This window comes from Nonomuraea sp. NPDC050547, from assembly GCF_044457345.1.
Classification (GTDB): domain Bacteria; phylum Actinomycetota; class Actinomycetes; order Streptosporangiales; family Streptosporangiaceae; genus Nonomuraea.
On record NZ_JBITGW010000002.1, the window covers coordinates 181,400 to 194,194 of the forward strand.

Annotated in this window: 9 protein-coding genes; 5 read left to right on the top strand and 4 right to left on the bottom strand. The window is 72.6% G+C overall.

Annotated features, from left to right (window positions below):
* Positions 1-29: 29 nt before the first annotated feature.
* Entirely contained in the window at positions 30-1,532 is a 1,503-nt protein-coding gene (locus ACIBHY_RS05320; RefSeq protein WP_397256127.1) for a hypothetical protein, read from the top strand.
* 66 nt (positions 1,533-1,598) lie between these two features.
* A complete protein-coding gene (locus ACIBHY_RS05325; protein WP_397256129.1) occupies positions 1,599-3,104 on the top strand; it encodes an alkaline phosphatase D family protein in 1,506 nt (501 codons plus the stop codon).
* Between the two features lie 21 nt (positions 3,105-3,125).
* Here ACIBHY_RS05325 and ACIBHY_RS05330 read toward each other — a convergent pair whose 3' ends face one another.
* Positions 3,126-4,514, bottom strand: coding sequence for an FG-GAP and VCBS repeat-containing protein (locus ACIBHY_RS05330; protein WP_397256131.1), 1,389 nt, complete (start codon positions 4,512-4,514; stop codon positions 3,126-3,128).
* A 67-nt stretch (positions 4,515-4,581) separates the two neighbouring features.
* On the opposite strand from ACIBHY_RS05330, the gene ACIBHY_RS05335 reads away from it, so the two are divergent.
* The 3 genes from ACIBHY_RS05335 to ACIBHY_RS05345 are packed head-to-tail and all read left to right on the top strand — an operon-like array spanning position 4,582 to position 9,941.
* Entirely contained in the window at positions 4,582-5,811 is a 1,230-nt protein-coding gene (locus ACIBHY_RS05335; RefSeq protein WP_397306023.1) for a cytochrome P450, read from the top strand.
* 42 nt (positions 5,812-5,853) lie between these two features.
* Positions 5,854-7,620 (top strand): HSP90 family protein, encoded by a 1,767-nt coding sequence (locus ACIBHY_RS05340; RefSeq protein ID WP_397256135.1) that lies wholly within the window; start codon positions 5,854-5,856, stop codon positions 7,618-7,620.
* Complete coding sequence (locus ACIBHY_RS05345) at positions 7,617-9,941, top strand: hypothetical protein (protein ID WP_397306024.1); 2,325 nt, start codon at positions 7,617-7,619, stop codon at positions 9,939-9,941. Before ACIBHY_RS05340 ends, ACIBHY_RS05345 begins: the two co-directional genes overlap by 4 nt.
* Here the strand turns inward: ACIBHY_RS05345 and ACIBHY_RS05350 are convergent.
* From ACIBHY_RS05350 to ACIBHY_RS05360, 3 genes are read right to left on the bottom strand one after another with little or no spacing between them, the layout of a single operon-like run.
* Positions 9,932-11,341 carry an MFS transporter gene (locus ACIBHY_RS05350; RefSeq protein WP_397256139.1) on the bottom strand — a complete coding sequence of 470 codons (1,410 nt, stop codon included), beginning with the start codon at positions 11,339-11,341 and terminating at the stop codon, positions 9,932-9,934. The genes ACIBHY_RS05345 and ACIBHY_RS05350 overlap by 10 nt on opposite strands.
* A 54-nt stretch (positions 11,342-11,395) precedes the next feature.
* Positions 11,396-11,980: a TetR/AcrR family transcriptional regulator gene (locus tag ACIBHY_RS05355; protein WP_397256140.1), complete on the bottom strand. Its 585-nt coding sequence runs from the start codon at positions 11,978-11,980 to the stop codon at positions 11,396-11,398.
* 27 nt (positions 11,981-12,007) lie between these two features.
* On the bottom strand, positions 12,008-12,649 hold the full coding sequence (locus tag ACIBHY_RS05360; protein ID WP_397256142.1) for a heme oxygenase (biliverdin-producing): 642 nt from the start codon (positions 12,647-12,649) through the stop codon (positions 12,008-12,010).
* Positions 12,650-12,795 lie beyond the last annotated feature (146 nt).

Genomic DNA, 12,795 nt, shown 5'->3' on the forward strand with positions numbered 1-12,795 from the left:
GTCGGGGTTGGTGATCTATGGTGACCGGCATGGACGTGGAGAGCCTGCTCGGTGAGGCGTACGGCATGCCGTACGGCGAGGCCAGGACCGTCGTGACCGAGCGCGCGCTGCGTGCGGCGCAGGCGGCCCGTGACCCCGGGCTGGTGGTGCTGACCCGCTTCGAACTCACCGCCGCCTACCAGCTCGGCGGCGAGCCGGCCAAGTCGTTCGCGGTCTTCTCGCGCAACCTGGCCGACTACGACCGCGACCCCTCGCTGTTCGGCGAGCGCCGGCTGTGGCGGCTGCTGTGGCAGTACAAGTGGATCGTCGGCAGCCTGCGCAGGTTCCCGGAGATCCCGCTGCGCCGCGCCCTGGACGGCCTGGACGACATGGAGCGGCGCTACCGCGAGGCCGGCGAGGGCCTGCAGGCCGTGTACGCCCGCCGCTGCCACGTCGCCCAGCACCTCGGCGACCGGGCCGCCGCCGAGGAGTGGTTCCACCGGTGGCGTACCGCGCCGCGCGACGAGCTGTCCGACTGCGCCGCCTGCGACGTGCGCGGGGTGATCGCCTACCTGTCCTGGACGGGCCGGGACGAGGAGGCCATCGTGGCGGCGGCGCCGGTCCTGTCCGGGGCCATGACGTGCAGCTCCCAGCCGCAGGGCATCCTGGAGGCGCTGCTGCTGCCGTACGTGCGCACGGGCCGGCTGGAGGAGGCCGCATCGGCGCACCGGCGGGCGTACCGGATCGTTCAGGGGCGGCTGTCCGACCTCGACGACATGGGCACGCACCTGCGGTTCCTGGCCCTGACCGGCAACGAGAGCCGCGGCCTTGAGATCCTCCAGCGCGAGCTGCACCTGCTGGAGCGGCCGCCCTCGCCCAGCGCCGCCCGCGCCTTCATGACCGGGGCGGCCGTGCTGCTGCGCCGCCTGGAAGAGCTCGGGCACGGCGGCACACCGGTACGGCGCGGCGGCGCCGACGTCCCGGTCGCCGGGCTGCGGGCCGAGATGGAGGCGGGCGCACGCGGCGTCGCGGCGGCCTTCGACGCCCGCAACGGCACCGGCGAACACATGCGCGACCTGGAGGAGGTGCTGGCGGCGGCGCCGTACCTCACGCGATTGGTGCTCGCGCCCGCGGCCGGGGAGAGCGACCCCGCCAGGCTGCTCGCCCGCGCGGGAAGGCTGCGCGGCGACGGCGAGGATGCCGAGGCGGCGGCGCTGTTCGAGCGCGCGGCGAGCCTGTACCGGCGGGCGGGCGACCGGGCGGGGGAGGCGCGGGCCATGCTCGCCTACGCCAAGTCCGTGTACTACGCCGCCGACGAGGAGGAGGAGATCCGCGCCGCCTACGCGCGGGCCCGCCCCGTCGTCGAGGCGGCGCAGGAGGAGTCGCCGCAGGATCTCGCCGAACTGGCCTACGACGAGGCGGTCGCGCTCGACTGGCTGGAGCTCCACGAGGACGCCCTGCGCGCCTGCCGCGAGGCCGTCGCCCGCTACACCGCGCTGGGAATCACCCACGACGGGGCGATTTCCCTGCTTGAGGTGCTTGAGCATGACTGACGCTGTTCATCTGCCCTTGACTCCAGGGTCACGACCGGGTCAGCGGAGCCGGACATATCTGGAATCGTGGACCGCAGATCCTTCCTCGCAGCGGCAGCCGCCACCCTCGTGCTCCCCGCCCCCGTCACCTCCTCCTCCCGGACCCTCGCCCGCGACCCCTTCACGCTCGGGGTCGCCTCGGGAGATCCCTCGGCCGACGGCTTCGTGCTCTGGACCCGCCTCGCGCTCGACCCGCTCGGCGCCAACGGGCGCGGCGCCATGCCCTCCCGCGACGTCGAGGTGGACTGGCAGCTGTCCGCCGACGAGCGCTTCGGCACCATCCTCCGATCCGGTACGGCCACCGCCCGCTGGAAGGACGCCCACAGCGTCCACGTGGAGCTGGACGGCCTGGAGCCGGGCAGGGAGTACTTCTACCGCTTCCGCGCCGAAGGCCGCCTCTCGCCCACCGGCCGCACCAGGACGGCCCCGTCCGGCGCCACCCAGCCGCTGGCCTTCGCCGTGGCCGCCTGCGCCCACTACGAGCACGGCTTCTACACCGCCTACCGCCGCCTGGCCGAGCAGGAGCCCGACCTGGTGCTCTTCCTGGGCGACTACCTCTACGAGTACGGCCCCTCGGGCTACACCGCCCTGGCCGGCCGGGTGCGTACGCACACGCCGGGCAAGTGCGCCACGCTGGCCGACTACCGGCTGCGGCACGCCCAGTACAAGAGCGACGCCGACCTGCAGCGCGCCCACGCCGTCGCGCCCTGGCTGGTCTCCTTCGACGACCACGAACTGGAGAACAACTGGGCCGGCCCCGTCTCCAGCACCGGCGCCCCCGCCTTCGCCCACCGGCGCGCCAGTGCCTTCCGCGCCTACTACGAGAACATGCCGTTGCGCCGGGCCAGCCTGCAGGGCGCCGTCCTGCGGGTCAACCGCCGCGTCTCCTGGGGCACGCTGGCCCGCTTCCACCTGCTCGACACCCGCCAGTTCCGCGACGACCAGGCCTGCCTGGACGGCGTGCGGGCCGGGTGTGACGAGCGCCTGTCCGAGCGGCGCACGCTGCTGGGCGGCGACCAGTGGCGCTGGCTGTCGGACGGCCTGCGCGCCTCCACGACCCAGTGGAACCTGCTCGGCCAGCAGATCCTCATGATGCAGCGCGACTACAAGCGCGGCCCCGGCCGGGAGGTCAACCTCGACGCCTGGGACGGCTACGCCGCCGAGCGCGCCCGCCTGCTGGAACTGATGTCCACCACGTCCAACCCGGTCGTCCTGACCGGCGACGCCCACATGCACCACGCCGCGTCGCTGAAGCTGAACTTCGACGACCCCGACAGCCCGGTCATCGCGCCCGAGCTGGTCGCCTCCTCGATCGCCAGCGACGGCGACGGCTACCGCGACAAGGTGTGGATCGAGGAGGGGCTGGCGGAGAACCCGCACATCTCCTACATCGACCAGCGGCGCGGCTACATCATGGCCCGCCTGACCTCCACGGAGCTGTCGGCGGAGTTCCGCACGCTGGAGTACATCTCCCGCAGGGGCGCCCCGGCCAGGACCACCCACCGCGTCACGGTCCCGACCTCCGCGCCCTGACCTCTGACGGAGCCGGCCGGGTCAGCCGAAGGCGTAGCCGTACAGGCCGGAGCCGGCGCCCAGCTTGGTGGCCTTGTTCGCCCGCAGGCCCGGGTGCGCCCCCGGGCGGCGGGCGCCGGGCAGCAGGGTCAGGACGCCGTCGCCGGGGGCCGCCACCACCAGGCCGTAGATCGGGCGGGAACGGCCCAGCAGCCTGTAGCGCGGGGTCGAGGCCAGAGCGGTCATCGCGGCGCCGAAGTCGCGGCCCTTGCCCTTGATCAGCAGGTCGCCGTGGCGGGTGAGGCCGCCGGAGCGGGTTCCGGCCAGCACCTGGACCGCGCGCTCGCCGGGCACGCCGATGGCCAGTTCCGCGTCGCCGTCGCCGTTGAAGTCGCCCGCGGCCAGCGACGCGCCGAAGCGGTCGTAGTAGCGGGGCTCGCCGTTCAGGACCCGCTGCGTCCACGCCTCGCTGCGCGTGGTCCGCAGCCCCGAGCGCGAGCCGTAGATCACGTGGACCATCCCGTCGCCGTAGTCCATGGCGCGCTGGTTGGCGCTCAGCCCCTCGCCGGGCGCGCCGATCGCCAGGTCCGCGCGGCCGTCGGCGTTGAAGTCGCCGGTGGTCAGCGAGGCGCCGAACGCGTCCCACTTCTCCGAGGAACCCTTGATGCCGCGGCTGTCCTGGGTGATCTGGACCGCGTGCCGGCGTACCGGGTCGAGGACCGTGGCCGAGCCCTGCCCGTCCGTGGTCACGCTGTCGGCGGGCGCGCCCACGACGAGCTCGGCGCGGCCGTCGCCGTCGAAGTCGCCGGTGGTCAGCGCCGCGCCCCACTGGTCGGTGACGCGCCCCTGCTGGCCGACCCAGCGGGTCTGCTGGGTGATCTGGTACGGCTTGCGCTTCTTGAGGAAGTGCACGACCACACCGCCTCCCGCCCCGAGGCCGGGGGCGCCGACGGCCAGCTCGTCGTCGCCGTCGCCGTCGAGATCGCCGGCGGCCAGCGCGGCGCCGTACCTGTCGCCACGCGGCCTGCCCAGGGCCAGCTGCCGCCAGGCGACCAGGCCGCGCGGGCCGCCGCGGTACACCTGCACGACCCCGTCGCCGTCGGCGCCCGGCCGGGCCGTACCGGTGAACTCCTCCGACACCCCGACCGCGAGGTCGGCGCAGCGGTCGCCGTCGAAGTCGCCCACGGCCAGCGCGGAGCCGAAGGAGTCGCCGGTCTCCGCGCCGTCCTGGCGCAGCGTCGCCTTGCGGCCGGAGCCGTAGAGGACGTTCACGGATCCGGCCCTGGAGCCGGTGTACGGCGCCGCCACCGCGAGGTCGGCGCGGCCGTCGTCGTCGAAGTCGGCGAGCCGCCCGCCGCACCCGGCGGAGGCGCCCGCGGAGGCGGGGGAGAGCAGGGGCACGACCAGGCAGGCGGCCAGCAAAGCGTTCATGTCTCCAGTCATGTCCGCACCGGCCGAACCCGGCATGAACACGGCAGGAACGTGCCACGATAGGCGGGTGAGCATCGACCTCGCGGATCTGGACTTCTGGCGCAGACCCCTCAAAGAACGGCACGAAGCCTTCGCCCGGCTCCGCCAGCTCGACCGGCCGGTGTTCTTCCCGGAGAAGAAGATCCCCTTCTTACGCTCCGGCGCCGGCTTCCACGCCCTGGTCCGCCACGCCGACGTCGTGGAGGCCAGCCGCAACGCCAAGGTGTTCTCCAGCGAGCCCGCGGTCACGAACCCGGAGCCGCCCGGCTGGGTCAAGCACGTGTTCGGCGAGTCCATGGTCAACCTGGACGATCCCCGGCACGCCCGGCTGCGCCGTATCGTCACCCGCTCCTTCAGCCCCCGCATGCTGGGCAACCTCCAGAACGACATCGACGCCGCCTGTACGCGCATCGTCGACGACGTCGTGGCCCAGGGCCCCGGCGACTTCGTCGGCCAGGTGGCGGCCCGCCTGCCCATCCACGTCATCTGCGACATGATGGGCATCCCGCAGCAGTACCGGGCCAAGGTCCACGAGCACGTCGACGTCTCCACCGCCTACACCGGCGTGCGCCCGAGCCTGCTGCGCAGCGTCGCGCTGGCCGGGCAGAACATGCTGGCCCTGCTCTCCCTGCAGCGCCTGGTCATCAAGCTCGGCCACGAGCGCCAGCGCGAGCCCACGGGCGACCTGGTCTCGCTGCTCGTCAACGCCAACCCCGACGGCGAGCGGCTGACCGACAAGGAGCTCGGTTCGTTCTTCGCCCTGTTGCTGGTCGCCGGCAACGAGACCGCCCGCAACACGATGGCCCACGGCATCAAGCTTCTCACCGACCACCCCGCCCAGCGCGAGCTGCTGCTCGGCGACTTCGACGCCCACATCGGCGGCGCGATCGAGGAGATGGTCCGGCACGTCTCGCCGATCATCCAGTTCCGCCGCACGGTGACGGAGGACTACGAGCTGCGCGGCCTGCACCTGAAGAAGGGCGACAAGGTGGTGCTCTTCTACGGCTCCGCCAACCGCGACGAGAGCGTCTTCCCCGACCCGGACGCCTTCGACATCACCCGCGACACCAAGCCGCACGTGGGCTTCGGCGGCCCGGGGCCGCACTTCTGCCTCGGCGCCAACCTGGCCAGGCAGGAGATGCGCTCCATGTTCCGCGAGCTGTTCACCCGGCTGCCGGAGATCAGGACGGTGGGCGAGCCCGAGCTCCTGCTGTCGAACTTCGACAACAGCGTCCGCACGCAGCGCTTCACAAGCTAACAATTCGGCTTATGTCACCTCCGGGAACTAGGGTGACTCGGCGTGGAGAACGCCTTTCAAGTTGACCTGCGCGGTGTCGTCGATCTCCTGAGCCGGCACCTGTATTCCAGCCCGCGCGTCTACGTGCGCGAGCTGCTGCAGAACGCCGCCGACGCGATCACGGCCCGCCGTACCGGTGACCCCGACGCCCCCGCGGCGGTGACGATCGAGGTCGGCGACGGCCGGATCGAGGTCAGCGACAGCGGCGTCGGGCTCACCGAGGACGAGGTGCACCTCCTGCTGGCCACCATCGGCCGCTCCTCCAAGCGCGACGAGCTCGGCTTCGCCCGCCACGAGTTCCTCGGCCAGTTCGGCATCGGGCTGCTGTCCGGCTTCCTCGTGGCCGACGAGATCCGCGTGGAGACCCGGTCCGTCACCGGCGCGCCCACGGTCGTGTGGACCGGCCGCTCCGACGGCCGCTACAGCGTCGAAGCCGCTCAGGCCGAACGCGCCGAGCCGGGCACCACCGTCACCCTGGCCGTGCGCGCCGACGCCGCCGACTGGGTCACCGAGCGCACCGTCACCGAACTGGCCGAGCTCTACGGCTCGCTGCTGCCGATCGACGTCACCGTCAACGGCCGCCCCACCACCGTCGGCGGCCCGCCCTGGCAGGCCCGCCACGAAGGACCGGAAGACCGGCGCGCCGCCCTCATCGCCTACGGGCGCGACCTGTTCGGCTTCACCCCGTTCGACGTGCTCGACCTGAACGTCCCGGAAGCCGGGCTGAGCGGCGCCGCGTTCATCCTGCCCAGCCAGGCCAACCCCGCCGTCAAGGGCGCCCACCGCGTCTACCTCAAGCGCATGCTCCTCACCGAGCACGCCGAAGGGCTGCTGCCCGGCTGGGCGTTCTTCGCCCGCTGCGTCGTCGACGCCGGCGAACTGCGCCCCACCGCCTCCCGCGAGGCGCTCTACGAGGACGACCTGCTGGAGCACGTACGCGAGCAGCTCGGCGCCCAGCTGCGCGCCTGGCTGGTACGGCTGGCCGAGACCAACCCGGACGGCCTGCGCGCCTTCCTGCGCCTGCACCACCTCGGCGTCAAGGCCCTGGCCCTGCACGACGACGACATGCTCCGCCTGGTCGACCGCTGGCTCGAGTACGAGACCAGCTCAGGACCCATGACCCTCGCCCAGTTCCGCGCCCTGCACCCGCGCGGCCGCTACACCGCGAGCGTCGACGAGTTCCGCCAGCTCGCCGGCGTCTCCGGCGCCCAGGGCGTCGGACTGCTCAACGGCGGCTACGTCTACGACGGCGACATCCTGCGCGGCCTGTCCCGCATCGACCCCGAGGCCCGCCTCGAACCGCTCGACCCCGCCGAGCTGGCCACCCAGCTCGCCCCGGTCGACCCGGCCGCCGAGCTGGCCGCCCGCCCCTTCCTCAACGCCGCCGCCCGCGCGCTCGACCCGCTGGGCTGCGAGGTCGTGCTGCGCGACTTCGACCCCGCCTCGCTGTCGGCCCTGTACCTGACCAGCCGCGCCGCCGAGCACCACGCCCAGCTGCGCGAGGCCAAGGACGCCAGCGACGAGCTGTGGGCCGACGTGCTCGGCGCGATGGAGCGCTCGCTGGCCGCCGACCGGCCCCGTCTCGTGCTCAACCACCGCAACCCGCTCGTCCGCAAGGTGCTGTCGCTCAGCGACATGAACCTCGCCGGAACCGCCGTCGAAGCCCTCTACGGCATGGCGCTCCTGCACGGCCACCACCCGCTGCGCCCGGCCGACAGCGCCGCACTCAACCGCTCCTTCCTCGGACTCCTTGATTGGGCCACTTCGTGATCGACATCGACGACCTCATCGACGAAGCCTCCGACCTGCCCTACGGCGAGGCCAGGACCCTGCTCCTGGAGCAGGCGCTGCGCCACGCCGAGTCGGGCGGCGACCGCGAACAGATCCTCGCGGTGCGGATGGAGCTCACCGAGGCCTACCAGTTCGGCTCGGAACCGGCCAAGTCGTTCGCCACCTTCTCCCGCTGCGTGGCCGACTTCGACGCCGACCCCGAACTGTTCGACGACTGGCAGACGCACACGCTGCTGTGGCAGTACAAGTGGATCGTCGACTCCATGCGCGACTTCCCGCAGGTCCCGCTCGGCCGCGCGCACGACGCGCTGGCCGAGATGGAGCGCCGCTACCGCGAGGCGGGCGCCGGGCTGCACGCCGTGCACGCCCAGCGCTGCATGGTCGCCGGGCACGTCGGCGACCGGGCCGCCGCCGAGGAGCACTTCCACCACTGGACCATCACGCCGCGCGACGAGATGTCCGACTGCGAGGGCTGCGACCCCGACGGCAAGATCATGCATCTGGCCGCGCTCGGCCGCGACGAGGAAGCGGTCGCGCTCGCCGCCCCGGTCGTCGCCGGGCACCTGACCTGCGAGAACCAGCCGCAGAGCATCCTCAGCTGCCTCCTGCTGCCCTACGTCAGGACGGGCCGGTACGCCGAAGCCGCCCAGGCCCACCTCAAGGCGTACCGGCTGATCCAGGCCCTTCCCCACTACACCAGCAACCTCGACCTCCACCTGGAGTTCCTGGCCCGCACCGGCAACGAGAACCGCGGGCTCGAGATCCTGCAGCGCGAGCTGCCGCGGCTGGAGGAGCGGGCCTCGCCGCACACGCTCATGAGCTTCCTGGGCGCGGCCGGGCTGCTGCTGCGCCGCCTGGAGGAGCTCGGCCACGGCGACCTCGCCGTCGCCGTGGGCGGCGCCGAGACGTCCGTCGCCGCGCTGCGGGCCGAGGTGACCGGGCGGGCGCGCGAGCTCGCCGCCGCCTTCGACACCCGCAACGGCACCCGGGAGCAGAGCGCCAGGATCGAGGCCTGTCTGACGGCGGAACCGCTGGTCGACCACCTTCCCCTGGTGCCCCACGCGCGCCGGGTCACCCTGTCCGGTACGGCGCCGCGCGAGGGCGAGGGCGAGGCGCCCGCGGCGGAGACCCTCCCCTCGATCAAGGTGCCCGGCGGCGACCAGGCCGTGGCCGAGCTCACCCGGCTGGCCCAGGAGCACGCCGAGGCCGGACGCCGCCAGGAGGCTCTCGACCTGCTCGCCGGCACGCGCGACGGCTCACTGCTGTTCCTGCGCGCCCGCCTGGAAGAGCCCGTCACGGCCGCCCGCACCCTGCGGGCCGCCCGCGTGGCCCTGCGCGCCGAAGGCGACCTCGCCCTGCTGGCCACCGCCGCCCTGACCCACGGCGAACTCCTGCGCCACCTGGCCACGACCCCCCAGGACGCCGAGCTGGACACCACCCCGGACGAGCTGCCGGAGGAGCCGGGCTCGCTGGAGGAACTGCTGGCCGCCTACGGCGAGGCCGCCGCGGTGAGCAGGGACCCGGAGCAGAGGGCCGTCGCCCACGCGGTACGCGGCGAGGTGCTGGTCGCGGTCGATCGGCCCGAGGAGGCGGCCGAGGACCTGATCGAGGCGGTGGCCCTGTTCACCGCGCTGGGCGGCACCGCCAACGCCGCGCTGGCCCGCGTCGACCTGGCCGCCGCGTACCTGTCCACGGACCGGGTGGTCGAGGCCGCCATCGCCGCGGAGGAGGCGCTCGGCCTCCTGGAACCCGGCGACTACGACAACCGCGTCAACGCCCAGTGGACCAGGGCGCACGCCCGCCGCATGCTCGGCGAACGGGAGGCGGCGCTGGCCGACTTCACCGAGCTGGCCGGGCTCTACGCCGAGCCGATCCGCGCCGCCCGCGCCTGGGAGGCCGCCGGCATGCTGCTGGGCGAGCTCGACCGGGACGAGGAGTCGTCCGGCGCGTTCTCCCAGGCCGTCCAGAACTACGTGGACGCCGGCGCCCGCGAGGAGGCCGGCACCGCGATGCGCAAGCAGCTGTCCGCCCTGTACTGGGCCGACCAGGCCAAGGCCGCGCTGGAGGCGGTGGCGCCGGTCAGGGACTTCCTGCGTACGCTCGACGGCGAGCAGGCGGCGTTCGAGCTGGCGGCGCTCGACTACGACGAGGCCAGGATGCTGCTCTCGCTCGACCGCCACGCGGAGGCGGCGATCCGCGCCCGCGAGGCGGTCGCCGCCTTCACCGCCCTCGAGCTGGCCGACCTCGCGGAAGCCGCCGCCGACCTCCTCGAGCACCTCGAACAGCCGGATCAGGACTGAACGCTCTCGTCCTCCTCGTCGGGGGCGAGCACGTTCCGCCGGATCGTGACCACGGTGATCAGCGCGGCCACCAGCATCATCCCCGCGCTGATCAGCATCGCCGTCTCGAAGCCCGCGTCGAACACCGCGGGCTTCTTGAAGGCGTCGCCCACCAGCCCCACCACCGGCGGGATGGCGGCCACGGCGAACAGGCTGCCGGTCCTGGCCACCGCGTTGTTGACGCCGCTGGCCGTACCGGCGTAGCGCTCCTCCGCGCTGGCCAGGACGGTGGCGGTGAGCGGGGCGACCACCGCGGACAGGCCCAGGCCGAAGAGCGTGACCGACGGCATGACCTGCAGCCAGTACGAGGAGCCTTCGCCGATCGTGCCCATCCAGAGGAACGCCGCACCGGCCACCAGGATGCCGATCGTCATGGGCCAGCGCGGCCCGGCCCGCTTGGCCAGCTCGCCCGCCCGTGACGACAGCAGCAGCATGAGGATCGTCACCGGCAGCATGGCCGAGCCCGCCGCGATCGGGCCGAACCCGGACACCACCTGCAACTGCACCACCAGCAGGAAGAAGACGACGCCCATGGCCGCGTACACGATGAACGTGACCACGTTGATCGCGGTGAACACGTGGTCGCGGAAGATCCCGACCGGTACGAGCGCGTCGGGCGAACGCCGTACCTGCACCCAGACGAACGCGGCGCCCAGCAGGAGTCCGGCGATGAGCGGGACGGGGGTGCCCGTCTCGATGAGGCCGTAGGTGATGCCGGCCAGCGCGAGCGCGGCGAGCGCGGCGCCGAGCACGTCGAAGCGGCCCGTGGCCTGCTCGTCGCGCGTCTCGGGCACGTGCCTGATCGTCACCCACACCACGAGCGCGGCGAACGGCAGGTTGATGAGGAACGCCCACCGCCAGCCGGCCGACTGCACCAGCCAGCCGCCGAGCAGCGGGCCGATCGCGCTGGCCACGCCGCCGAGCCCGGACCAGGCGCCCACCGCGCGCGGACGTTCGCCGCGCACGAACGACGCCTGGATGATCGCCAGGGAGCCCGGTGTGAGCAACGCGCCGCCGATGCCCTGCAGGGCGCGGGCGGCGATGAGCATTTCGATGTTCTGCGCCGCCCCGCACAACGCGGAGGCGATCGCGAACCAGACGGTTCCGATGAGGAAGACCTTGCGCCTGCCGTAGCGGTCGCCGAGCGAGCCGCCGAGCAGGATGAGACCGGCCAGCGTGAGCGTGTAGGCGTTCACCGTCCACTGCAGCCCGGCCATTCCGGCCTTCAACTCCTCGCCCAGAGCCGGCAGCGCGACGTTGACCACGGTGCTGTCGAGCATGGCAAGTCCCGAGCCCAGCACGGTCGCCGCGAGGATCCACCGCCCCTGCGCGGATTTAAGAGTGATGTGGCCGTTGTCCATGGGGCAATCCTGTCACCGGGCTCCGCGAACGTTCGGCCGCCCCCGGGTTCCGCGTCAGCCCTGGCCGAGCGCGCGCAGGACGAAGCCGGAGACCAGCTTCTCCGCCTCCTCCGGCGTCAGCGTGCCGCTGATCAGGGGAACCCGCTCGGCCCCGATCACCGCGAGGATCATCCGCGCGGTCGCCTCCACGTCGGTGACCTGGAAGGCCCCGCTCTCCAGGATCTCGACGAGCACCCGCTGCATCGGCGCCACGTGCTCGGCCAGCTGCTGGTAGGCGTCGGGGCCGAGGGTGGCGCTCAGGTCGGCGGCGCCGGGATGCGGGTGCGCCAGCAGCCCGGCCAGCTGCAGGCGGATGAACGCGCGCAGCCGGTCGGCGGGGGAGGCGTCCGCGGGCAGGTCACGCTCGTAGCTGTCGAGAAAGTACTGGGTGACCCGCTCGGTGAAGGCCAGCAGCAGCGCGGCCTTGTCCGGGTAGTAGTTGTAGAGCACCGTGCGGGTGATGCCGGCCTCGCCGGCGACGTCGGTCATCGAGATGGCGTCGATCCCCTGCACGCGCGACAGCCGCGAGACCGCCTGCAGGATGCGGTCCTGCGTCTGGGCGCGGTGCTCACCTATGGTCGCGGCGCTGATCCGGGGCATAACCTCATGTTAGGCGTACGGCGCCGCCTAAGCCGCTGCCTTGACCGTGTGAAGGAGTTCGGCCAGCACCTCGGTGTTGAGCTGGTAGGCCAGTTTGACCTCGCGGATCACCCGCCGCTGCTCGCGATCGTCGAGGTCGAGCGCGTCGAGGCGGGTCCGGTACTCGTTCTTGAACCGGGGCAGGCTGCCCACCTGGTCGAAGATGTAGAAGTCGACGCCGCCGCCCTTGGCGTAGCCGTAGATCTTCTGCAGCTCCATGCGGATGAACTGGCCGCCGGACAGGTCGCCCATGTACCGGGTGTAGTGGTGGGCGATGTAGCCGCAGGGCCAGTCGGCGACCTGGTTGATCCTGGCCACGAGGGTGCGGGTGGCCTTGGAGGGGGCGATCCGGTCGCGCCAGGCGGGGCCGTAGACGGTGTGGAGGTCGCGCTCCAGGGCTTCCTGGCGGTAGAGCTCGGGGAAGACGAAGCGGCCGGCGACCGGGTCCCCCGCCAGGGCCTTGGACGCGCCGTCGAGGGCCAGGTAGGCGAAGTAGTGCTGGGCGATCATCTCGCCGTACTCCTCCGCGCTCAGGCGGCCGCCCATGAGCTCCTTGAGGTAGCTCTCGTCCTCGGCCGACTCGTGGTCGGCCCAGGTGGCGGTCTTCAGGATCTCGGAGAACGACGTCACGGCTCACCCCGTACTGGACTGGTGTTTCACGACACAGTGTCACAAAGCGTGGGGCGGCCGTCAAGCTGACACGATGTCATCAACCTTTGGGGAACCCTGTTCGGAACGCGTAGCCGCGAAGATCACTCCTGAGCGTGGAGGAGGGC